This window comes from Ruegeria sp. B32, assembly GCF_025141855.1.
Lineage (GTDB): Bacteria > Pseudomonadota > Alphaproteobacteria > Rhodobacterales > Rhodobacteraceae > Ruegeria > Ruegeria arenilitoris.
In genome coordinates this window covers 2891129-2912278 of sequence record NZ_CP081106.1, presented here as the reverse complement: position 1 = coordinate 2912278, position 21150 = coordinate 2891129, and the positions used below count along the sequence as shown (strand labels likewise).

The 21150-nt window shown below is 63.0% G+C and carries 21 protein-coding genes; 13 read left to right on the top strand and 8 right to left on the bottom strand.

All coding sequences use genetic code 11. The features are described from left to right. Window position 1 precedes the first annotated feature (1 nt). Window positions 2-1108, bottom strand: a complete 1107-nt coding sequence (locus tag K3752_RS14765; protein ID WP_260063641.1) for a cystathionine gamma-lyase — start codon at window positions 1106-1108, stop codon at window positions 2-4. A 3-nt stretch (window positions 1109-1111) separates the two neighbouring features. After that, entirely contained in the window at window positions 1112-1954 is an 843-nt protein-coding gene (locus tag K3752_RS14760; protein ID WP_093964208.1) for a TIGR00730 family Rossman fold protein, read from the bottom strand. A 79-nt stretch (window positions 1955-2033) separates the two neighbouring features. Between K3752_RS14760 and K3752_RS14755 the strand changes: the two genes are divergently transcribed. The 3 genes from K3752_RS14755 (at window position 2034) to dapD (ending at window position 4543) form a co-directional block, all read left to right on the top strand. Further along, window positions 2034-2951, top strand: a complete 918-nt coding sequence (locus K3752_RS14755) for a threonine/serine dehydratase (RefSeq protein ID WP_170529678.1) — start codon at window positions 2034-2036, stop codon at window positions 2949-2951. Between the two features lie 45 nt (window positions 2952-2996). Next, on the top strand, window positions 2997-3596 hold the full coding sequence (locus tag K3752_RS14750; protein ID WP_093964210.1) for a GntR family transcriptional regulator: 600 nt from the start codon (window positions 2997-2999) through the stop codon (window positions 3594-3596). A gap of 119 nt (window positions 3597-3715) precedes the next feature. Then, window positions 3716-4543 carry a 2,3,4,5-tetrahydropyridine-2,6-dicarboxylate N-succinyltransferase gene (gene dapD / locus K3752_RS14745; protein WP_260063640.1) on the top strand — a complete coding sequence of 276 codons (828 nt, stop codon included), beginning with the start codon at window positions 3716-3718 and terminating at the stop codon, window positions 4541-4543. Between the two features lie 72 nt (window positions 4544-4615). Here dapD and K3752_RS14740 read toward each other — a convergent pair whose 3' ends face one another. Then, on the bottom strand, window positions 4616-5047 hold the full coding sequence (locus K3752_RS14740) for a GFA family protein (protein ID WP_260063639.1): 432 nt from the start codon (window positions 5045-5047) through the stop codon (window positions 4616-4618). A gap of 136 nt (window positions 5048-5183) precedes the next feature. On the opposite strand from K3752_RS14740, the gene K3752_RS14735 reads away from it, so the two are divergent. After that, window positions 5184-5531 (top strand): hypothetical protein, encoded by a 348-nt coding sequence (locus K3752_RS14735; RefSeq protein WP_170370135.1) that lies wholly within the window; start codon window positions 5184-5186, stop codon window positions 5529-5531. Here K3752_RS14735 and K3752_RS14730 read toward each other — a convergent pair. Next, window positions 5528-6586: a transporter substrate-binding domain-containing protein gene (locus K3752_RS14730; RefSeq protein ID WP_170370133.1), complete on the bottom strand. Its 1059-nt coding sequence runs from the start codon at window positions 6584-6586 to the stop codon at window positions 5528-5530. The genes K3752_RS14735 and K3752_RS14730 overlap by 4 nt on opposite strands. A gap of 200 nt (window positions 6587-6786) precedes the next feature. On the opposite strand from K3752_RS14730, the gene dapE reads away from it, so the two are divergent. Both dapE and rnr read left to right on the top strand, forming a co-directional pair. Further along, complete coding sequence (gene dapE / locus K3752_RS14725; RefSeq protein ID WP_260063638.1) at window positions 6787-7926, top strand: succinyl-diaminopimelate desuccinylase; 1140 nt, start codon at window positions 6787-6789, stop codon at window positions 7924-7926. A gap of 65 nt (window positions 7927-7991) precedes the next feature. Continuing rightward, complete coding sequence (gene rnr / locus K3752_RS14720) at window positions 7992-10256, top strand: ribonuclease R (protein WP_260063637.1); 2265 nt, start codon at window positions 7992-7994, stop codon at window positions 10254-10256. Here rnr and K3752_RS14715 read toward each other — a convergent pair. Further along, entirely contained in the window at window positions 10247-10633 is a 387-nt protein-coding gene (locus K3752_RS14715) for a DUF1801 domain-containing protein (protein WP_170439249.1), read from the bottom strand. The genes rnr and K3752_RS14715 overlap by 10 nt on opposite strands. Next, window positions 10630-11328: a glutathione S-transferase family protein gene (locus K3752_RS14710; RefSeq protein WP_260063636.1), complete on the bottom strand. Its 699-nt coding sequence runs from the start codon at window positions 11326-11328 to the stop codon at window positions 10630-10632. The genes K3752_RS14715 and K3752_RS14710 overlap by 4 nt, the downstream gene beginning before the upstream one ends. 82 nt (window positions 11329-11410) lie before the next feature. Between K3752_RS14710 and K3752_RS14705 the strand changes: the two genes are divergently transcribed. Together K3752_RS14705 and K3752_RS14700 are read left to right on the top strand one after the other, a co-directional pair. After that, a complete protein-coding gene (locus tag K3752_RS14705) occupies window positions 11411-12124 on the top strand; it encodes a YafY family protein (protein WP_260063635.1) in 714 nt (237 codons plus the stop codon). Between the two features lie 65 nt (window positions 12125-12189). Continuing rightward, window positions 12190-13503 carry a lytic murein transglycosylase gene (locus K3752_RS14700; protein WP_260063634.1) on the top strand — a complete coding sequence of 438 codons (1314 nt, stop codon included), beginning with the start codon at window positions 12190-12192 and terminating at the stop codon, window positions 13501-13503. Between the two features lie 51 nt (window positions 13504-13554). On the opposite strand, the gene K3752_RS14695 is transcribed toward K3752_RS14700, so the two are convergent. Both K3752_RS14695 and K3752_RS14690 read right to left on the bottom strand, forming a co-directional pair. Further along, the gene (locus K3752_RS14695) at window positions 13555-14952 is read right to left on the bottom strand and encodes an aspartate aminotransferase family protein (protein ID WP_260063633.1); all 1398 of its coding nucleotides are present in this window, start codon (window positions 14950-14952) and stop codon (window positions 13555-13557) included. Window positions 14953-15027: 75 nt separating this feature from the next. Further along, complete coding sequence (locus K3752_RS14690; protein WP_093964408.1) at window positions 15028-15711, bottom strand: GntR family transcriptional regulator; 684 nt, start codon at window positions 15709-15711, stop codon at window positions 15028-15030. A 140-nt stretch (window positions 15712-15851) separates the two neighbouring features. Between K3752_RS14690 and K3752_RS14685 the strand changes: the two genes are divergently transcribed. The 5 genes from K3752_RS14685 to K3752_RS14665 all read left to right on the top strand — a co-directional run bounded on the left by K3752_RS14685 (window position 15852) and on the right by K3752_RS14665 (window position 21142). After that, entirely contained in the window at window positions 15852-16937 is a 1086-nt protein-coding gene (locus K3752_RS14685) for a polyamine ABC transporter substrate-binding protein (protein ID WP_093964222.1), read from the top strand. Between the two features lie 74 nt (window positions 16938-17011). Then, complete coding sequence (locus K3752_RS14680; protein ID WP_170372953.1) at window positions 17012-18139, top strand: ABC transporter ATP-binding protein; 1128 nt, start codon at window positions 17012-17014, stop codon at window positions 18137-18139. Beyond that, entirely contained in the window at window positions 18139-19029 is an 891-nt protein-coding gene (locus K3752_RS14675; protein ID WP_005980379.1) for an ABC transporter permease subunit, read from the top strand. The genes K3752_RS14680 and K3752_RS14675 overlap by 1 nt, the downstream gene beginning before the upstream one ends. Continuing rightward, on the top strand, window positions 19026-19844 hold the full coding sequence (locus tag K3752_RS14670; protein WP_170360749.1) for an ABC transporter permease: 819 nt from the start codon (window positions 19026-19028) through the stop codon (window positions 19842-19844). Before K3752_RS14675 ends, K3752_RS14670 begins: the two co-directional genes overlap by 4 nt. Beyond that, window positions 19841-21142: an FAD-binding oxidoreductase gene (locus K3752_RS14665; RefSeq protein WP_260063632.1), complete on the top strand. Its 1302-nt coding sequence runs from the start codon at window positions 19841-19843 to the stop codon at window positions 21140-21142. Before K3752_RS14670 ends, K3752_RS14665 begins: the two co-directional genes overlap by 4 nt. The last annotated feature ends 8 nt before the right edge of the window (window positions 21143-21150 follow it).

The following is a 21150-nucleotide window of genomic DNA, read 5'->3' as shown; positions in this document are numbered from 1 at the left end:
CTCAGGCCAGCGCATTTAGGCTGTCGTTCAGAGCCTGCCACAGCTCGTCCACTGGTTCACACCCGACCGACAGGCGCACGAAACCGGGATCGACCTGATCGCCCCAGCGCGCGCGCCGCTCGGCCGAGCTGTGCACGCCACCGAAGGACGTGGCCGGGCGCAACAGCGGGCAGCCATTGATGAACCGTTCGGCCTGGTCTTCCAAGGCCAGCGTGATCGTCAGCAGAAAACCGAACCGTGCGGTCTGTTCGCGGGCCAGATCGTGCGATGGGTCCGTCGGCAGGCCGGGATAGCGGATCTGCGTGACCGCCGGATGATCGGCCAGCCGTTCGGCCAGAACCTGCGCCGAGCTGCACATGCGGTCGAACCGAACGTCCAGCGTCTCCAGCCCGCGATGCAGCAGCCAGGCTTCGTGCGGGCCTGGGATCGCGCCCGAGACGCGACGCCATTCCTCGATCCGTTCCATGATCTGGGCATCGCGGCTGGCCACATGGCCCATCAGCAGATCGGAATGCCCGCCCATCGCCTTGGTGTCCGAGGCGACGACGATGTCGATGCCCAGGTCCAGCGGGCGCTGTCCCAGCGGGGTCAGCGTCGTGTTGTCGGCGATGGTGATGCCTCCCGCGGCGCGCACGTCGCGGGCCACCTGCGCCAGGTCGATCATGTCGAGCCCGGGGTTGGAGGGGCTTTCGACGAAGACCACGTCGAACCCGTCGAACCCGCCCTGCGCAAATGCGGTCGTTGGGCGCTCTTCGACCGACACGCCCAGCGGGGCGAGGAACCGGTCGGCCAGCAGGCGGGTGACATAATACCCGTCCGACGGGATCAGGATGCGCGACCCCGCGCGCACGGTCGCGAATAACGCCGCCGAAATTGCACCCATGCCGGACGGAAAAATCAGGCAGGGTGCGTCTTCGAGATGCGCCAGCACATGCTCGACCTGTGTCCAGGTCGGGTTGTCCACGCGGCCATAGGTCGGGTGACCGTCCGGCGCGCCGGGCAGGTGGAACATGCTGCTTTGGGTCAGCGGCAAGGCCACCGGTTCGCCTTTGCTCAGGGCATTGCCGCGCAGATGCAGCATCTCACCTGTCTTGGGGGTGCGCGCCATCGCTCAGCGCCCCGGAATGTCGTCGCGCGGCGGGGCGGGTTCCCAGCGCTCGATGATGTCGACCGCCTCCTGCGCGGTATCGACAAAGCGGAACAGGTCCAGATCCTCTTCGGAAATGGTCCCGGCATCGGCCAGCGCTTCCCAATTGATCACCCGCTCCCAGAACTCGCGCCCGAACAGCAGGAACGGCACGCGCTCCATCCGGCCGGTCTGGATCAGGGTGAGGGACTCGAACAACTCATCCATCGTGCCGAACCCGCCGGGGAAGATGGTGATCGCACGGGCGCGCATCAGGAAATGCATCTTGCGTATGGCGAAATAGTGGAAATTGAAGCTCAGCTCAGGGGTGACATAGGCATTGGGCGCCTGCTCGTGCGGCAGCACGATGTTCAGCCCGATCGAGCAGCCACCGGCATCCTTGGCGCCGCGATTTCCGGCCTCCATCACGCCGGGGCCACCGCCGGTGACAATGACGTTCTCGCGGCACCCGCTTTGCTTGGATTTCTCGGTCATCAGCCGGGCGAATTCGCGCGCCTCGTCATAGTATTGCGACAGACCGGCCAGCGTGGCCGTCCGGGCGCTGTCCTTTTTGGCCGGTTCCGGGATTCGCGCGCCACCGAACATCACGATGGTCGACGTGATCTGGCGTTCGGCCATGATCATTTCGGGCTTCAGCAGTTCCAGTTGCAGACGCACGGGCCGCAGTTCCTCGCGGCACAGGAAATCGTCATCGGCAAAGGCCAGCCGGTACGAGGGCGAGCGTGTCTGCGGCGTGTCGGGGACTTCGCTTGCGGTCGAGCGGTCGGTATGCGCATCGCGGAAAGGGCTGAGGCGGTCTTCTCTCATTGCTGGGGGTTCCCTGCTTGCGTGTTTTTCAAACAGCTATAGGGTTCGCGGGCAGAGTGCCAGTCACGGAAAGACGAGAATGGATTGGAAGACTGAAATTTCGGCCGCAGCCGAACGCATCAATGGTCACGCGCAGGTGACACCGGTCATGACAAGCGACGCGCTGGGACTGGCGCAGCCGGTCGAGATGAAGCTGGAGCATTTCCAGCACACCGGCAGTTTTAAGGCGCGCGGCGCCTTCAATACCCTGCTGAGCACGGATGTGCCCGCGGCCGGAGTGGTGGCGGCGTCGGGCGGGAATCACGGTGCGGCTGCGGCCTATGCCGCGCGGGCGCTGGGCCATCCGGCCAAGATCTTCGTGCCCGAGATGGCCGGTCCGTCCAAAATCGCCCTGATCGAACGGATCGGCGCCGATCTGAGCGTCGTGCCGGGTGAATATGCCAATGCCCTGTCGATGGCGCGTGAACACGAGGCCCGCACGGGCGCGATGCAGATCCATGCCTATGACGCGCCGGCAACCGTGGCCGGGCAGGGCACCTGTTTCGCCGAATGGGACAGCCAGGGCCTGCAGGCCGATACCGTATTGGTGGCGGTGGGCGGCGGTGGGCTGATCGCGGGCGCGCTGGCCTGGTTTCAGGGCGCGCGCAAGGTCGTTGCGGTCGAGCCGGAAACCTCATGTGCCTTGAACGCGGCGTTGCAGGCCGGAACGCCCGTGGATGTGTCAGTTTCCGGCATAGCCGCCAACGCGCTGGGCGCGCGGCGGATCGGCGACATCTGTTTGGGGCTGGCGCAGGGGATGGCGTCGGTGCTGGTCAGCGATGACGCCATCGCCGAAGCGCAGCAGCGCCTGTGGCAGGCGCACCGCATTCTGGTCGAGCCGGCGGGGGCGACGGCCCTGGCGGCTCTGACCTCGGGCGTCTACACGCCGGAACCGGGCGAACGGGTCGCGGTTCTGGTCTGCGGGGGCAATATCGCACCTGACCCTCTGACCGTCTGAATTTGCGCCTTGAGGGCCGGGCCTTGGGATTATAGATAAAATTCCATGACCGCCACGATTGCAGATTCCATCTATGACCGGCTCAGCCAGCGCATCATCACGGGCGAGCTGCCTGCGGGTGAGAAACTGCGGCAGGACCACATCGCGCGGGCGTTCGACACCAGCCATGTCCCGGTGCGCGAGGCGCTGTTGCGGCTCCAGGCGCATGGTCTGGCTCACAGCGAACCACGGCGCGGCATGCGCGTCACCGCGTTGGACCCGGCCGAGGTGCGCGAGGTAATCGAGATGCGCGTGGCCCTGGAATCGCTGGCCTTGCAACATGCGATCCAGAATTTGACACCAGCGGATCTCAAGGCGGCCGACAAGGCCCGCATCGCCTGCGACGAGGCGCAGGACATGCCCACATGGGAAACCCGAAACCGCGCCTTTCATCGGGCGATCCTGACACCCTGCGCGCGGCCGCGCCTGTTGCATACGATCGACGATCTGCATATCGCCAGCGCCCGCCATCTATTCGCCCATTGGCGTCACCGCTGGGTCCAGCGGAAAGACACCGACCACGCCGCCATCGTGCAGGCGATGAAGCGCCGCGATACCGCCACGGCCACAGCGATTCTGGTGCGCCATATCCGCCGCGCCAGCTGAGACCGACGGGTTTTGGCACCGGGTGGCCGCAAATGGCCCCGCCAACGTCGCATTGCGCATTGGCCCCGGCTTTCATATAGGCAACACCAACCAAACGAGAGTCAGCACGGAGTTACCCCATGTCCAACGCCCAACTGGAAAACGCCATCGAGGCCGCATGGGAGGCCCGCGATACGATCACGCCCGCCACCACCGGCGAACAGCGCGAAGCGATTGAGGACACGCTGAGCGCGCTAGACAGCGGCGCTCTGCGAGTCGCGGAGAAGCAGGCCGATGGCAGCTGGCATGTGAACCAGTGGGCCAAGAAGGCGGTCCTGCTGGGCTTTCGCATCAAAGACATGGAAATCCAGTCCGGCGGCCCGCAGGACGGCGGCTGGTGGGACAAGGTCGACAGCAAGTTCGCCGGCTGGGGTGAAAACCAGTGGCGCGCGGCCGGTTTCCGTGCGGTGCCCAACTGCGTGGTGCGCAAGTCGGCCTATATCGCGCCGGGCGTGGTGCTGATGCCGTCTTTCGTGAACCTCGGCGCCTATGTGGACGAAGGCACCATGGTCGATACCTGGGCCACTGTCGGGTCCTGCGCGCAGATCGGCAAGAACGTGCACCTGTCGGGCGGCGTCGGCATCGGCGGCGTGCTGGAACCCATGCAGGCTGGTCCGACCATCATCGAAGACAACTGCTTCATCGGTGCCCGCTCCGAGGTGGTCGAGGGCTGCATCATCCGGGAAGGCTCGGTTCTGGGTATGGGCGTCTACATCGGCCAGTCCACCAAGATCGTCGACCGCGAGTCGGGCGAGGTCTTCTATGGCGAGGTGCCGCCTTATTCGGTGGTGGTCTCCGGTTCGATGCCGTCGAAGAACGGGATCAACCTGTACTGCGCGGTGATCGTGAAGCGGGTGGATGAAAAGACCCGCTCGAAGACCGGGATCAACGAGCTGCTGCGCGATTGATCGCAGACATCATTCAAAGTTCCAAAGGTCGCGGCTCTGGTCCGCGGCCTTTTTCGTTGGGCAGTGTCCGACCTATCCCGCCTCGTAGTCGGCGAGATCCTCGGGCGCGTGCAGCAGGGTGCTTTCGTATTTCGGCAAGTCATCGCGCAGATCCAGCCAGGGCAGCTTGCTTTGAAAATTGACGTGAAAGGTTGGCGCAAAGTCCGAAGGGTCTTCCAGCGAGGCCGCGTACAGGTGCATCCCGCCCTCATAGTGGTCGGCCTCGAACCCCATCGGGGAGCCACAGGTTGCGCAGAAATGCCGCTGGACGCCTTTCGAACTGGCGTAAGTACGCGGTGTTGCACCGGTCCATCGGAAATTGCGCAAGGGTACGCCCAACCACGCGACCACGGGCGCGGCGCAATTGCGGCGGCAATCGTCACAATGGCAATAGCAGCTCCAGGTCTCGGCGCCCTCAAACTCCCAGCGGGTTTCACCGCACAGGCAGCGGCCGCGTTTGGTCATGATGTCCTCCGTCGTTTTTAGGGACCAGTCTGACCGGATGGTGGGCCTGAGCGCGTCAAAAAACGACACGGCATCCGGGAACCGCGTCCAGCTGCCATGCTTGACCATCGACCGGCCCCCGGCTAAGGCCCACGGCATGGAAAAGCAAAAGAAACCCTCGCGCCAGCAGGTCTATACTCTGTTGGTTCAGATTGGCCGCAAGGATGGCGACGGCCTGCCCGAAGGCGCCACCGGCGCGGCGCTTATGTGCTATGCCAGCGGAGTGGACGAGGCCGAGGCCGTGCGCGAAACCGTGGCCATTCTCAAGCAGGCCGATACGGCTCCACTGGACGTAACCGGCTATGGCACCCTGGCCGAGCGCGAGGCGCAGGGGCACGAGATCGACCCCGACGAACGCGCTCTGATGCAGAGGGCGCTTGAGGAAAACGCGGTTATTGTTGCGCAGATGACGCCCTTCTTCGGCGACAAGCCCGAAAGCGCCTAGCGGCGCGTGCCGAACCACTTGCGATAGATCTGGTCATAGGTGCCATCTTCCCGGAGGCCCAGAAGCGCCTGGTTCACATCCTCGACCAGAGGTGACCCGGTCGGGAAGACGATACCGTAATTCTCGCGCAGGAAGACGCCGCCGGTCATTGCCGCAATCTTGCGGCCTTCATGTGCGGCGAAATACGACAGGATCGGCGCGTCGAACACGACGGCATCCAGGTCCCCATCCTTGAACGCGGTCAACATGCTGTCCAGGTCTTCGTACCCGGTGAATTCGACCTCGCGCCGGTTCAGAAAACTGGCGGCGGTCGAACCCGAGATCGTCCCGACCTGCTTGCCGTACAGATCATTGACCGAGTTGATGTTGCTGGTGATCGCATCCACCGTCATGACCGAGGTGATCCTTGCGGTGAAAACCGACACGATGAACAGCGAGGATACGACCAGGATCACACCCAGAATTCGCCCGAATGGGGTCCGGGGCATCCGCTCTTCAAATCCGCCATTGACCACCAGGTTCAACGCCCACCAGAAGGATGGGAACCAGGCCTCGTTCAGGTCGCGGTCGAAATAGGGTTGGGATCGGCGTTCGAACCCCCACATCAGCATGCCGCCACCCAGCAGGATGGCAAAGGCCAGCCCGATGGCGATGAACAGCTCGCGTGACAGAAGCGCCTGCATCAAGGACGGGCTGCGCGCCGCGTCTGATGGTACCATGATCTGAAGGCCGGCTTCGAAAATCGGCTGGCTGAAATCCATTCGGGCTTCACGGCCTGCGGTGATCGAAATATTCGCGATCGCCATGTCGGCTTCGCGGTTTTCGACCGCCGACAGCATGTCCCCGAACGCATCGACACGAACGACCGTGTATTCCCAATCCAGTTCTTCAGCCAGCGCGGCCAGCAGGTCCATTGAGAAGCCGGTGTCCTCGCCCTCATCCACATACGAGAACGGAGGACGCTCCACCGTCGTGACCGTCAGAGTTTCGGCTTGGCTGTGTTGTGCAAAGACCGCGAAGGTCAGGCAGATCAATGCGAAAAGGGCGCGCGTCATAGCTGGTTCACCTGTTTCGCGGCGCTCTAGCGCAATTTGCCATGGCGCGGCAAGGTCGTCGCGAGGTCATCGACCGGGATTTCTTTTTGCCGTTTTTTCGGGCTGGGCGACCGGAAAACCGCCGATCGGGGTTGGCATTGCGGCCAATTCGTTGAATCTGTGCGTGAACCCACATCCTGCCGACCCTGCGAGGCCCCTGAATGTCCGACCCTGTCCAGTTGACCGCAGACCTGATCCGTTGCCCCTCGGTCACACCCGAGGAGGGCGGGGCGCTGGTTCTGCTGGAAGATATCCTGTCGCGGGCCGGTTTCACCTGCACGCGGGTCGATCGCGGCGGCGTCTGCAACCTGTTCGCCCGGTGGGGCGACAAGGGGCATGCGCGCAGTTTTGGGTTCAACGGCCATACCGATGTGGTGCCGGTGGGCGACGAGGCCGCATGGACCCGCCCGCCGTTCGGCGCGGAAATCCATGACGGCGTTCTGTATGGCAGGGGCGCCACCGACATGAAATCGGGGGTGGCGGCCTTTGTCGCGGCCGCGGTGGATTTCGTGCGCGACACCCCGCCCGACGGGGCGATCATCCTGACCATCACGGGGGACGAGGAAGGCGACGCGGTTGACGGCACCACCGCGCTGCTGGACTACATGCAGGCGCAGGACGAGCGGATGTCGGTCTGTCTGGTGGGCGAGCCGACCTGCCCAAACGAGATGGGCGAGATGATGAAGATCGGCCGCCGCGGGTCGATGACCGCGTGGTTCGAGGTGACGGGCGTGCAGGGTCATTCGGCCTATCCGCATCGCGCCAGGAACCCGCTGCCCGCGCTGGCGCGCCTGATGGACCGGCTGGCCAGTCACGAACTGGATCGGGGGACGGATCATTTCGGCGCCTCGACCCTGGCCGTGGTCACGATGGACACCGGCAACGCGGCCACCAACGTCATTCCGGCCCAATGCCGTGGGGCGGTGAACATCCGGTTCAACGACTTGCATTCGGGCGCCAGCCTCAGCGACTGGCTGAAGGCGCAGGCGGCGGACGTGGCGGCAGAGTTCGGCGTGCAGATCGATACGCGGATCAAGGTCTCGGGCGAAAGCTTTCTGACCCCTCCGGGGCCGCTGTCGGATCTGGTCGCGCGCGCGGTCGAGGCCGAGACCGGCCGTCGGCCCGAGCTGTCGACCACCGGGGGCACCTCGGACGCGCGGTTCATCAAGGACCACTGCCCCGTGGTCGAGTTCGGCCTGGTCGGACGCACCATGCATCAGGTGGACGAATCCGTCCCGGTCGAGCAAATCCGCCAGCTCAAAGCGATCTACGCCCGGATCCTGGCCGACTATTTCGCCTGAGCGATTGATGCGCCCGGCCACTTTTTGGTCATGACGCGGTCGTATCGGCGTGCTAGGCGGAAAACATGAAACGCATACCGACCAAGCAGGAGATCCTCGACTGGATCTCGGCGAACCCCACGCTCACCTCGAAACGCGACATTGCCAAGGCCTTTGGCATCAAGGGCGCGGACCGGATCGACCTGAAACGGATTCTCAAAGAGCTTGAGGCCGAGGGGCATCTTGAAAAGCGCAAGCGCAGCTATCGCGACCCGGACCGCCTGCCGCCGGTCAGCGTGCTGCAGGTCAAGGCGCCGAACGCCGACGGCGACCTGTTCGCGCGGCCGCTGGAATGGCATGGCGAAGGGGTCGAGCCGATCGTGCTGATCATTTCCCGCGCCAGCGACCCGGCGCTGGGCGAGGGTGACCGGATCTTGGCCCGGCTGACCCAGGTGCATGAAGAAGACCACAATTACGAGGCCCGCCTGATCCGCCGCATCGGCGCCAATCCGCGCCGGGTCGTGGGCATTTTCCGCAAGGGCGCCGAGGGCGGTCGAATCGTGCCCATCGACAAGGCCGGATCGACCGAATGGCTGGTTGCCGAAGGCGCGGCGCTGGGCGCCAAGGATGGCGAATTGGTCGAGGCCGAGCAGGCGGGGCCGAAAAACCGCATGGGGCTGCCGCGTGCGCGTATCGTGGAACGGCTGGGCGATCCGTCCGCGCCCAAGGCGGTGTCGCTGATCTCGATTCACCAGCACGGCATCCCGGATGATTTTCCCGATGACGTGATCGCCGAGGCCGACCGGGCCAAGCCCGTCGGGCTGAAAGGGCGCGAGGATCTGCGGGACATCCCTCTGCTGACGATCGACCCTTCGGACGCGCGCGACCATGACGACGCTTGCTATGCCCATGCCGATGATGATCCGAAAAACCCGGGCGGTCACGTGATTTGGGTCGCCATTGCCGATGTGGCGGCCTATGTGCGCCCCGGCAGTGCGCTGGACCGCGAGGCGCGAAGAAGGGGCAACTCGACCTATTTCCCCGACCGCGTCGTGCCGATGCTGCCCGACCGTCTGTCGGGCGATCTTTGTTCGCTGCACGAAGGCGTGCCGCGCGCCTGTATCGCGGTGCGGATGCGGATCGATGCAAACGGCAACAAGATCGACCACCGCTTTGTGCGCGGGCTGATGCGCTCGGCCGCGTCTCTGCATTATGCCGAGGTGCAGGCGGCCATCGACGGCACCCCCAATGACCGGACCGGCCCGCTGCTGGAGAGCGTTCTGAAGCCGCTCTATGCCGCCTATGGCGCGCTGAAGACGGCGCGCAACGAACGCCAGCCGCTGGACCTGGACCTGCCGGAACGCAAGATCGTGCTGAACGACAAGGGCGAGGTCGAAAGCGTGGCCTTCCGCGAGCGGCTGGACGCGCACCGGCTGATCGAGGAATTCATGATCCTGGCCAATGTGGCCGCGGCCGAGACGCTGATCGCCAAGCGCAGCCCTCTGTTGTTCCGGGTGCACGAGGAACCCGCGCCCGAAAAGCTGGAAAGCCTGCGTGAGACGGCACAGGCCGCCGGGCTGAATCTGGCCAAAGGGCAGGTGCTGCAGACCCGTCACCTGAACGCGCTGTTGAATGCCGCCGCCGGCACCGAGGATGCTGAGCTGATCAATCTCAGCACCTTGCGGTCGATGGCGCAGGCCTATTACAGCCCCGAGAACTTTGGCCATTTCGGGCTGGCGCTGCGCAACTATGCGCATTTCACCTCGCCCATCCGCCGCTACGCCGACCTGATCGTGCACCGGGCGCTGATCTCGGCCCATGGCTGGGGCAAGGACGGGCTGACCGCCGACGAGATCGAGCGGCTGGAGGAGATTGCTACCCACATCTCGGACACCGAGCGCCGCTCGATGATGGCCGAGCGCGACACGACTGACCGCTATCTGGCGGCCTATCTGAGCGAGCGCGTCGGCAACGAGTTCACCGGCCGCATCAGCGGCATCGCCCGGTTCGGGGCCTTCGTCAAACTGGACGAAACCGGGGCCGACGGGCTGGTGCCGGTGCGGTCGCTGGGGCGCGAGTTCTTTCACTTCGACGCCGAGGCCGGCACCCTGATGGGGGCCGATACCGGCCTGACCATCGCCATTGGCCAGCGTGTCACAGTGCGCCTGACCGAGGCCACACCGGTGACCGGCGGGCTGGAGTTGGAGCTGCTGTCGATCGAAGATCAGGCCATGCCGCGCGGCGGCGGACGTGGGCGGCCCGGCCGTCCGACACGGCGCAAGGCGGTCAGCACCAAGCGCAAGAAGGACAAGATCAAACGCAAGGTCGAGCGCAAACGCCGTCAGCGGTGATAGGTCAACGCCCGGGCGATCAGCCATCCATGCCGGACGGGGTCGATCTGTTCGATCCCGTCGAACAGGATGGCGCGATTGCCGTCAATCCTGTCAGCGTCGGGAAAGGCCGAGGTAAACTCACCGATAAGCCGGGTCTGGCAGTGGACAAACAGGGCAAACCGGGAGGAGGTGTGTCTACCCAGCCTGATGGTTGTCCCCTTGGGACTCAGATAGGCCGGTTGACCCCATCGCAGAGCCTCGGTCACCGAAACCGCCGGCTGAAGTTCCTGCGCGGTGGCGAAGACCAGATCGCGCAGACCCAGAGCGCCGCTTCTGGTGTCCGCGGCGAATGCCTCGTAGGCAGACGCCACGTTGGGGTCATCGAAAGGCCTCATGGCAAGGGGATCGCCTGTTCCATCCGGTCAACATAACTGTTCAGCAGCGTATCCTGTTTGATGCGCCGGGTCAGCCGGGTATCGGCCGGAGTGGCCCGCATCGCAGCCAGCATCGGGCCGACGCTGAGGTCGGCCGAAGTGGGGTGATCGCCCAAAAGATACTGGGCCTGCCACAGATAGGCTGAGATCGCCTCGAGGTCGCGTTCGACCCGCGCCATCCGTTCAGCTTCTGAGAAGCGCCCGATCCCTTGCGACCGAAGGCCTTTCAAGACCGATTTCCGGACCGAGTTCGAGATCGGGCGTCGGACGATTCGGGGAATCTCATAGAAGAAAGTGTCGCGCAGAACTGGCCAAACCTCGTCGTTGGCCCAGCGGTCCATGACAATCTGGAAGTACAAATGTTCCTCGGCCATGCGGATCAACGCACGGGACTGGCCCTTTTGCACATCGCTCAGGCCACGGTCGAATTCGGCGCCCTGCGCTTCCAACCAGTCGCGAATCTGGTCGCTGTCCGGCACCAGACGTTCGGGTGTGCGCAAAACCGGCAACTTGCTGTGCGGCATCTGACGCGGATCGACCATGTCCGAGCGGCGCCAATGCAGCCCGGCCAGCTGCAGCATATAGGCGGTTTTGACGCAAAAGGGGCTGGCGCTGAAAAGTCCGAAGGCGGAAGGGTAGGTAAGAAGGGTCAACATAATAGGCTCCGAAATTGGGGTGCCGCCGGTCTAACGCGGGCTAATGACAGTTTCTGTCATTAGGTTTAGATTGAATGACATCATGTCCCGCACCGCCCGACTGTTCCAATTGATGCAGGCCTTGCGGTCTGGCCCGTCGCCCAAGACCTCGGCGCAGTTGGCGCAGGATCTGGGGGTTTCTGCACGCACCGTGCATCGCGACATCGACGCTCTGCGTGGCCTCGGTGCAGTCATTGATGGCGAGGCCGGGTTCGGGTTCACCCTGATCGAAGACGCGACACTGCCGCCGCTGGGATTCACCGATGACGAGTTGGAGGCGCTGGTTCTTGGCCTACGCGAGGTGCAACTGATCGGAGACCCGGCTCTGTCGGACGCCGCCGGTGCGGCGCTGCGCAAACTGCAGGGCCGGCTGCCACACCGCCAATCCCACCGCCTGAGCCACGCAGTGCTGACCGCCACCCGGTTCGACCGTCCTGCCGCACCCAGCATCGAAGTTGCCGACCTGCGGCAGGCGACGTGGGACGAGCGTGTGGTCGAGTTCGACTATACCGATGCGAAAGGTGGCGACACCCAGCGCCGCGTGAGCCCACTGAGCATCGTGTACATGGATCATGCCAGCGTACTGCTCAGCTGGTGCCATCTGAGGCGGGATTTTCGCGTGTTTCGGTTGGACCGGATGCGCGCGATGTCCGTCACCCAGGACAGTTTCCGCCCCAACCGCGTGCCTTTGCTGCGAGAGGCGCTGGCCAAGATCCGGGCCGAGCGCGAAGCAAAAAATCAAGAGAGACAGTCCTGAGCGCTTTGTGATTTGCGCAATCTGGGGTACCCTGTCTGCGAGCAGTAATCAGGAAAACCTGAATCATGAAATATGTGTGTGGCTTTGTGGCCGCCGCATTTTGGGCATCCATCTTGCAGGCGGAGACTTCGAATACAACCAAACGACCACAGATCAGACCGGCGCTGGATTCGATCCAGTTGGCGTCGGCCGATCTGACGGTTTCGATCCGGCCGGTGCCAAGGCCGACCACCGGCATGCACCGGGTGGTCGTCGAAGGCAACGCCAGCTTCGAGACTTGGTTGAACGCCTTCCGGCACCGGGCAGTTGCGGCAGGTATCCGGCCGCAGGTCCTGGACCGGTCATTGTCAGGCCTGACCTACGACAACGACGCCATCAAGCGCGATCGCAGTCAGGCCGAGTTCTCGAAACCGATCTGGGAGTATCTGGATTCGGCCGTGTCAGACCTGCGCATCGCAAATGGGCGCAAGGCGCTGGTGCGGTACAAGGATACGCTGGACCGGATCGAAGCCCGGTACGGGGTCGAAAAAGAGGTGGTGGTCGCGGTCTGGGGGCTGGAAACATCCTACGGCACGTATCGGGGCAGCAGCCAGACAATTCGGTCGCTTGCAACGCTGGCCCATGACGGGCGGCGTGCGCAGTTCTTCGAAACGCAGTTGCTGGCGGCATTGCAAATCGTGCAGGCCGGCGACATCACCTCGGACCGAATGACGGGCAGTTGGGCGGGTGCCATGGGGCACACGCAATTCATGCCGACCTCATACCTGGAGCATGCGGTTGACTTCGACGGCGACGGACGCCGCGACATCTGGTCGGACGATCCTACGGATGCGCTTGCGTCCGCTGCCGCCTACCTTGCCAAGTTCGGGTGGACCAAAGGTCAGCCCTGGGCGGTCGAGGTGCGTTTGCCCAAAGGGTTCGACTATGCCAGCGCCAGTCGGGACGTTAGTCTGCTGCCCTCGGAATGGGCCGCACGCGGCGTCCGCGCTGCAAACGGCGGTGGCATCGCAGATTTTGGACCCGCCTCGATCCTGCTGCCGGCCGGCAGCGGTGGCGTGGCCTTGATGATCTTTGACAATTTCAGCGTGATTGAGCGCTACAACGGCGCCGATGCCTATGTGATCGGCATCGGTCACCTGTCGGACCGGCTGGCCGGTCAGGGTCCGTTCCGCGCAAGCTGGCCGCGCGGTGACCGGGTGCTGAGTTTTACCGAACGCAAGGAATTGCAGCTGCGCCTGACCCTGGCCGGGTTCGACACGCAGGCCATCGACGGGCGGATCGGTCCGAACACCATCAATGCGCTGCGGGCCTATCAGATGGCGCGTGGTCTTTTGCCGGATGGGTACGCAACCGTGCAATTGCTGGAACGGATGCGGTGAACGAAATAGGGCGGCCCTACCGGACCGCCCTTTTTTGATATTTCGCTGAACTCACGAGGCCGCTTTCATCAAGCCTTGGGCGATGATCTCGGCCTGCGCCTCGTCCAGCGACTTGTAAATGCGCACGAACATCTCGTCGATATCTGCCGGGGTCAGGACCAGCGGCGGCGAGATGATCATCCGGTCGCCCACATGGCGCATGATCAGGTTGTTGGTAAAGCAGCGATCGCGGCAGATGTACCCGACAGTACCCGGATCGGAGGCGAACTTGGCCCGGCTGGCCTTGTCCGGCGTCAGCGCGATCGAGGCCATCATGCCCACGATCTTGGCCTCGCCGACCAGCGGGTGATCGACCAGCGCCTCCCATTTCTGTTTCAGATAGGGGGCCGCGACATCGCGCACATGCTCGACGATCTTTTCTTCTTCCAGAATGCGCAGGTTTTCCAGCGCGACGGCCGCCGCGACGGGGTGGCCCGAATAGGTATAGCCGTGGTTGAACTCGGTCCCGCCGATCACCTCGGCGATCTCGTCATTGACGATCGAGCCGCCGATGGGCGCATAGCCCGAGCTGAGCCCCTTGGCGATGGTCATGATATGCGGGCGGATGTTCATGGTCTGCGAGCCGAACCAGTTTCCGGTGCGGCCAAAGCCGCAGATCACCTCGTCGGCGATCAGCAGGATGTCATACTTGTCGCAGATGCGCTGGATTTCCGGCCAGTAGGTGTCGGGCGCGACGATCACGCCGCCCGCACCCTGGACCGGCTCGGCGATGAAGGCGGCAACGCGGTCTTCGCCCAATTCCAGGATGGCCTCTTCCAGCTCGCGTGCGCGGGCCAGACCGAACTCTTCGGGCGTCATGTCGCCGCCCTCGGCCCACCAGTTGGGCTGGTTGATGTGGTGGATGTTCGGGATCGGGATGCCGCCCTGCGCGTGCATACCGGCCATGCCGCCCAGCGAGGCCGACCCCACACTCGACCCGTGATAGGCGTTGTGGCGGCTGATGATGATGTTCTTGTTCGGATGGCCCTTTTCCGCCCAATAGGTGCGGACCAGACGGATGTTGGTGTCATTGGCCTCGGACCCGCCGGCGGCGAAGAAGACATGGTTCAGGTCACCCGGCGCCAGCTCGGCCAGTTTCGCCGCCAGCGCGATCGCCGGGACATGGGTCGTTTTGAAGAAGGTGTTGTAGTAGGGCAGTTCGCGCATCTGGCGCGCCGCCACTTCGGCCAGTTCGTCGCGGCCATAGCCGACGTTCACGCACCACAGGCCGGCCATGGCATCCAGGATCTCTTCGCCCTCGCTGTCGGTCAGATAGACGCCCTTGGCTCGGGTGATGACGCGCGCGCCTTCCTTGCCCAGTGCGCCGTTGGCCGAAAACGGGTGAAGGTGATGCGCCGCATCCAGGGCCTGCAATTCGGCGGTCGGCATGTGGTTGGTGATGGTCGACATCGGTCTCTACTCCTGCAACAGCGGTTGCCGTCACAATATGATCAAATTTTTTTCTGTCAATCGAATCGCGCTGACCTATTCGGTCGCCAGCGCCTCGGCCATCAGTTCCATGCCCTGTTCGATATCCTGGGTCGTTGCTTTTGCGACTTTTTCAGCGTCGCTGGCGCGCAAGGCATCGATGATGTCCTTGTGCCGGTCTGGAAGGCTCTGGGTGCCGAAGCGCCCACAGACGACGCGCAAGGACGGCCCGAATCGCAGCCACAGGCGCTCGGCCAAATCCTTTAGAATAGGCGCGCCGGCATGGTCATAGAGTTTTTCGTGGAATGCATGGTTCAGGCGAAGATAGCCGCCAACGTCCCCGTCGGCGATCGTGCGATCCAGCTGTTCGTCGATCTTTTCAAGCTGGTCGATATCCGCCGTGGTCATGTTGACTGCTGCGCGCCGGGAAAGCTCTGATTCTACGGCATTTCTGGCGAAAATCATCTGTTCGACATCTGTTGCGGTCAGAAGGGGGACGCTGACCCGCCGGTTACCCTGAAAGATCAGCGCACCGTCCGAGATCAGGCGCCGGATAGCCTCGCGCACCGGGGTCATGCCCACGCCCAGCGAATCGGTCAAGCCTTGGATCGTGACCGGTTGCCCCGGCACCAGATCGCCGAACATGATCTGCGACTTCAGTGTCTGGTACACCTGTTCATGTGCTGGTCGTTTTTCGGTCTGGGTCACTGCAGCAGATGCCTTATTTTTGATCAAATCCAATTGGTTCACCCCGATCCCAATGCTCCCGGCTTGTCAGGTTTCTTGCCCCGTGAAACCATACGACGTATCGAGGGAAAACGCAAAACTTGATCAAATCCAAAAAAACGGGAAAATGCCCGTACACTTGCAGGGAGAAGAAAATGAAAATCAAAACGCTGACGATGACGGCAATTGTCGCATTGGGGACGTCGGCCGCTGTTGCGGAAGAGGTGCGCGTATACAACTGGTCGGACTACATCGACGAGGAGTTGCTGAGCAAATTCCAGGAAGAGACGGGTCTGACCCTGATCTACGACGTGTTCGACAGCAACGAGGTTCTGGAAACCAAGATGCTGGCCGGAGGATCCGGTTACGATGTGGTGGTGCCGTCGGGCACCTTCCTTCAGCGCCAGATCCAGGCTGGAGCCTTCCAGAAACTGGACATGTCCAAGCTGCCCAATGCAGTTAACCTCTGGGATGTGATCCAGGAACGTACGGCCGGATATGACCCGGACAACGCCTATTCGATCAACTACATGTGGGGCACCACGGGGCTGGGCGTGAATGTCGACAAGGTCAAGGAAGTGCTGGGCGACGATGCGCCCTTGAACAGCATGGACCTGGTGCTGAAGCCCGAGAACATGGAAAAGCTGGCCTCATGCGGCGTCCATTTCCTGGACGCGCCGTCCGAGATCATTCCCATGGTACTCCAGTACATTGGCGAAGATCCGGACAGCCATGACACCGACGTGATCGCCAAGACCGAAGAGGTGCTGACGGGCGTGCGTCCCTACATTCAGAAGTTCCACAGCTCGGAATACATCAATGCACTGGCCAATGGGGACATCTGCGTGGCCGTGGGCTGGTCGGGCGACATTCTGCAGGCCCGCGATCGGGCGGATGAGGCCGACAACGGTGTGACCATCGAATACCATCCGTTTGCCGAAGGCTCGCTGATGTGGTTCGACCAGATGGCCATTCCGGTGGATGCACCCAACCCGGACGGCGCGCATAAATTCCTGAACTTCATCCTGGATGCCAACAACATGGCGGCGGCGTCGAACTACGTCTACTACGCCAACGGCAACAAGGCGTCGCAGGAGTTTCTGGAAGAAGACGTGATCGGCGATCCGGCGATCTACCCGGATGATGCCACGATGCAGAACCTCTACATCACCACGCCTTACCCGGCCAAAACGCAGCGGGTCGTGACCCGCCTGTGGACCAAGATCAAATCGGGCACCTGATCCGAAATGATTGCGCAAGGCAGAATGGTTCTGCCTTGCGCACAACCTGTACAGGCTGACTTACGGGGGCCGATTTGAACTCTACCGTCTTTGCGCCGTGGGAAGATCCGCAGGCGAAACCCTTGATCCAGTTCAAAAATGTGACCAAGCGATTCGGGGACTTTACTGCCATCGACAATCTGTCGCTGGACATCTTCGAGCGGGAATTCTTTGCTTTGCTGGGGCCGTCGGGTTGCGGCAAGACGACGATGATGCGGATGCTGGCGGGGTTCGAGAAACCCACCGAAGGCCACATCATGCTGAGTGGTCAGGACATCGACCCGGTTCCGCCGAACAAGCGGGCGGTCAACATGATGTTCCAGTCCTACGCGCTGTTTCCCCATCTGAATGTCTGGGACAACATCGCCTTTGGCCTGCGCCGGGACAACATGCCCAAGCATGATCTGGAAGACCGGGTCGAGGAGATGCTGCGCCTGACCCGTCTTGAGAAATTTGCCCGCCGCAAACCGCACCAGATTTCCGGTGGCCAGCGTCAGCGCGTGGCACTGGCCCGGTCGCTGGCCAAGGCGCCCAAACTGCTGCTGCTGGACGAACCGCTGGGCGCGCTGGACAAGAAGCTGCGCCAGGACACCCAGTTCGAGCTGATGGACATTCAGGAAAAGACCGGCACCACCTTCGTGATCGTGACCCACGACCAGGAAGAGGCGATGACGGTGGCCAGCCGCGTTGCCGTGATGGATCAGGGCAAGCTGATGCAGGTCGCCACGCCCGACCGCATTTATGAAAACCCCAATTCCGTCTATGTCGCCGATTTCATCGGGGACGTGAACATCATCGAAGGTCGTGCAACCGCAGCCGGTGAGGGCACGTACAGTATCGAATGGGCCGAGGGCCAGCCGCCTCTGACCGCCACGTCCGCGGCAAGCTTCGGAAACGGGCAGGCCTGTCACCTGGCCATCCGGCCGGAAAAGGTAACGATCTCGGCCGAGCGTCCTGCCGATGCCGTCAACGCCGTGCAGGGCAAGGTGCATGACATTGCCTATCTGGGCAACTTGTCGACCTACCATGTCGAATTGCCAAACGGGACGATCATCAAGGCGCAGACGGCCAATACCCGCCGCATCTCGCGCCGGTCCTTCACATGGGAAGACCCTGTCTGGCTGTCCTGGACAGCCACGGCGGCGGTTCTGCTGGCAGACTGATGCGCCGCGCGGTCCTGATCGCCATCCCCTATGTCTGGCTTCTGGCCCTGTTCCTGGTGCCGTTCTTCATCGTGTTGAAGATCTCGCTGTCGGACATCGCGCTTGCGATCCCGCCCTACACCCCGACCCTTGATCTGTCGCAGGGCTGGGCTGGGATCAAGGAATTCTTCAGCCAGCTGGATTTCGAGAATTTCGTCTGGCTGACCGAGGACGACCTGTACTGGAAAGCCTACTTGTCCAGCGTCAAGATCGCGCTGATCGCGACCGCGCTGACCCTGCTGGTGGGCTATCCCATCGCCTATGGCATGGCCCGCGCGCCCGAGGAATGGCGCCCGACGCTGATGATGCTGGTGATCCTGCCGTTCTGGACCTCGTTCCTGATCCGCGTCTATGCGTGGATGGGGATCCTGTCGAACGAAGGCTACCTGAACCAGTTCCTGCTGTGGACGGGCATCATCTCGACCCCGCTGACCATTCTGAATACGCAGACGGCCGTCTATATCGGTATCGTCTACACCTATCTGCCCTTCATGATCCTGCCGATTTATGCCGCGCTGGACCGGCTGGACGGCTCGCTGATCGAGGCGGCCGAGGATCTGGGCTGTTCGCGCACGCAGGCCTTCTGGCTGGTGACCATCCCGCTGTCGCGCCCGGGCATCATTGCGGGATGCTTCCTGGTGATGATTCCGGTGATCGGTGAATTCGTGATCCCCTCGCTGCTGGGCGGGTCAGGCACACTGATGATCGGCAAGGTCTTGTGGGAGGAGTTCTTCTCGAACCGCGACTGGCCGGTGGCCAGCGCCGTGGCGGTGATCCTGCTGCTGATCCTGGTGATCCCGATCGTGCTGTTCCAGCGCAACCAGCAGAAACAGGCGGAGGCAGAGCAATGAACAGGCTGAGCTGGTTCAACACGGTCTCGCTGACGCTGGGCTTTGCGTTTCTGTACATCCCGATGGTGATCCTGATCATCTTCAGCTTCAACGAAAGCAAGCTGGTCACGGTCTGGGCCGGGTTCTCGACCAAATGGTATGGCGAGCTGATGCAGAACCAGGCGTTTCTGGATGCGGCTTGGGTCACCGTTCGCGTCGCCGTGTTCTCGTCGACGCTGGCGACCATTCTGGGCACCATGGCCGCCTATGTCATGGTGCGGGGCGGGCGGTTCTTTGGCCGCACGCTGTTCTCCGGCATGATCTACGCGCCGCTGGTGATGCCCGAGGTGATCACCGGCCTGTCGCTGCTGCTGCTGTTCATCGGGATCGGGCTGGACCGGGGAATCCTGACCATCGTGCTGGCGCATACGACCTTTTCGATGTGCTACGTGTCGGTCGTGGTGTCCTCGCGGTTGGTGACGTTCGATCAGTCGCTGGAAGAGGCGGCGCTGGATCTGGGCTGCTCGCCGGCACAGGCCTTCAGGTTGGTGACGCTCCCCATCATCGCGCCGGCGGTGATCTCGGGGTGGCTGCTGGCCTTCACCCTGTCGCTGGATGATCTGGTGATCGCGTCCTTCACGTCCGGCCCCTCGGCCACGACCCTGCCGATCAAGATCTTCTCGGCCGTACGACTGGGGGTCAGCCCGGAAATCAACGCGCTGTCGACCATCATGATCGCCGTGGTCACCGTCGGTGTGATCACCGCGTCGCTGGTGTCGAAACGCGCGATGGTCCGGCAGCGGCAAGAGGAACAAGCCGCCGCGCGCACCGAATGAAGCGGATCTTTCCGGCCTATACCTATGGCCCCGGCCCCCGTGAGGGGTGTTGGTGGGATGAAACCACTACGGCGCCTGACTGGCCCGTTCATTCGGGTGATTTGTCGACCGACGTTGCGATTGTCGGCGGCGGGTTCACCGGATTGTCTGCGGCCCTGCACCTCGCCGAACGCGGTGTTTCTGTCGCCGTGTTCGAAGCCGAAACTCCGGCCTGGGGCGCTTCGGGGCGCAATGGTGGGTTTTGCTGCCAAGGAGGGTCCAAGCTTGGTTCGGCGACACTTGCGCGGCGCTATGGGATTTCGGCGGCACAGGATTACGCGCAGGCCGAAACCGACGCGGTCGCCTTGGTTGCGGATCTTTTGCAGCGCTTTCGGATCGACGCAGACGTTCACTCCGAAGGAGAGACGCAGCTTGCGCACAGCCCGCGCGCGATAGAGCGGCTGCGGCGTCGCGCGGAAAGCGGTGGGGTTCTGCATGAGCCGTCGGATTTGGAACGCCTCGGTATGGGGGGCCGTTTCTTTGGCGGATATACCGATCCAGTCGGCTTTGGGCTGAACCCGCAGAAATACCTGTTCGGGTTGGCCCGGGCCGCGCAGGCGCAAGGTGCCGCAGTATTCTCGAAAAGCCCGGTTCAGGACATCAGAAAAGCCGGGTCCGGGCACAAGATGACCACCCCCGCGGGCCGTATCCAGGCCAAGACGGTGTTGATCTGCACCAACGGTTATTCCAGCGACGATCTGCCCGACTGGTTGGACGCCCGTTACATGCCCGCCCAGTCTACGGTCATGGTGACACGTCCGCTGACCGAAGCTGAATTGCAGGAACAGGGTTGGACTTCGCGCCAGATGGCGTACGACACGCGCAACCTGCTGCACTATTTCCGTCTGATGCCGGACAACCGGTTCCTTTTCGGAATGCGAGGAGGCCTAATGTCCTCGCCGCGCGCCGAAGCTGCGATCCGTCGCAAAGTACGCAGTGACTTTGATCGCATGTTCCCGGGTTGGGCCGAGGTTGAGGCAACTCATATGTGGTCAGGTATGGTTTGCCTGACCCGTGACCTGCTGCCCTTTGTCGGGGAGGTTCCGGGCCACCCGGGCTTGTTTGCCGGTCTGGCCTATCACGGGAACGGCGTGGCGATGGGCAGCTATTGCGGGCGGGCATTGGCCCGCTTGGTTTTGGGTGAGCCCGCGAATATTCCGGACGTCATCGCCAAACCGCCGTCAAAGTTCCCATTCGGGCGCTGGCGGCGACTGCTGATGCCACCGGCTTATGCGGCCATGGCCCTTGCCGATTTGTGATACGGCTC

What these genes read in the sequence shown, in the direction of transcription:
- K3752_RS14735 (WP_170370135.1), top strand. Translation starts at nt 5,184, where the DNA reads ATGGAAAAGCAAAAGAAACCCTCGCGCCAGCAGGTCTATACTCTGTTG.
- K3752_RS14765 (WP_260063641.1), bottom strand. Translation starts at nt 1,108, where the DNA reads ATGGCGCGCACCCCCAAGACAGGTGAGATGCTGCATCTGCGCGGCAAT.
- K3752_RS14760 (WP_093964208.1), bottom strand. Translation starts at nt 1,954, where the DNA reads ATGAGAGAAGACCGCCTCAGCCCTTTCCGCGATGCGCATACCGACCGC.
- dapE (WP_260063638.1), top strand. Translation starts at nt 6,787, where the DNA reads ATGTCCGACCCTGTCCAGTTGACCGCAGACCTGATCCGTTGCCCCTCG.
- K3752_RS14715 (WP_170439249.1), bottom strand. Translation starts at nt 10,633, where the DNA reads ATGAGGCCTTTCGATGACCCCAACGTGGCGTCTGCCTACGAGGCATTC.
- K3752_RS14710 (WP_260063636.1), bottom strand. Translation starts at nt 11,328, where the DNA reads ATGTTGACCCTTCTTACCTACCCTTCCGCCTTCGGACTTTTCAGCGCC.
- rnr (WP_260063637.1), top strand. Translation starts at nt 7,992, where the DNA reads ATGAAACGCATACCGACCAAGCAGGAGATCCTCGACTGGATCTCGGCG.
- dapD (WP_260063640.1), top strand. Translation starts at nt 3,716, where the DNA reads ATGTCCAACGCCCAACTGGAAAACGCCATCGAGGCCGCATGGGAGGCC.
- K3752_RS14670 (WP_170360749.1), top strand. Translation starts at nt 19,026, where the DNA reads ATGAACAGGCTGAGCTGGTTCAACACGGTCTCGCTGACGCTGGGCTTT.
- K3752_RS14705 (WP_260063635.1), top strand. Translation starts at nt 11,411, where the DNA reads ATGTCCCGCACCGCCCGACTGTTCCAATTGATGCAGGCCTTGCGGTCT.
- K3752_RS14685 (WP_093964222.1), top strand. Translation starts at nt 15,852, where the DNA reads ATGAAAATCAAAACGCTGACGATGACGGCAATTGTCGCATTGGGGACG.
- K3752_RS14740 (WP_260063639.1), bottom strand. Translation starts at nt 5,047, where the DNA reads ATGACCAAACGCGGCCGCTGCCTGTGCGGTGAAACCCGCTGGGAGTTT.
- K3752_RS14675 (WP_005980379.1), top strand. Translation starts at nt 18,139, where the DNA reads ATGCGCCGCGCGGTCCTGATCGCCATCCCCTATGTCTGGCTTCTGGCC.
- K3752_RS14730 (WP_170370133.1), bottom strand. Translation starts at nt 6,586, where the DNA reads ATGACGCGCGCCCTTTTCGCATTGATCTGCCTGACCTTCGCGGTCTTT.
- K3752_RS14700 (WP_260063634.1), top strand. Translation starts at nt 12,190, where the DNA reads ATGAAATATGTGTGTGGCTTTGTGGCCGCCGCATTTTGGGCATCCATC.
- K3752_RS14665 (WP_260063632.1), top strand. Translation starts at nt 19,841, where the DNA reads ATGAAGCGGATCTTTCCGGCCTATACCTATGGCCCCGGCCCCCGTGAG.
- K3752_RS14695 (WP_260063633.1), bottom strand. Translation starts at nt 14,952, where the DNA reads ATGTCGACCATCACCAACCACATGCCGACCGCCGAATTGCAGGCCCTG.
- K3752_RS14755 (WP_170529678.1), top strand. Translation starts at nt 2,034, where the DNA reads ATGGATTGGAAGACTGAAATTTCGGCCGCAGCCGAACGCATCAATGGT.
- K3752_RS14750 (WP_093964210.1), top strand. Translation starts at nt 2,997, where the DNA reads ATGACCGCCACGATTGCAGATTCCATCTATGACCGGCTCAGCCAGCGC.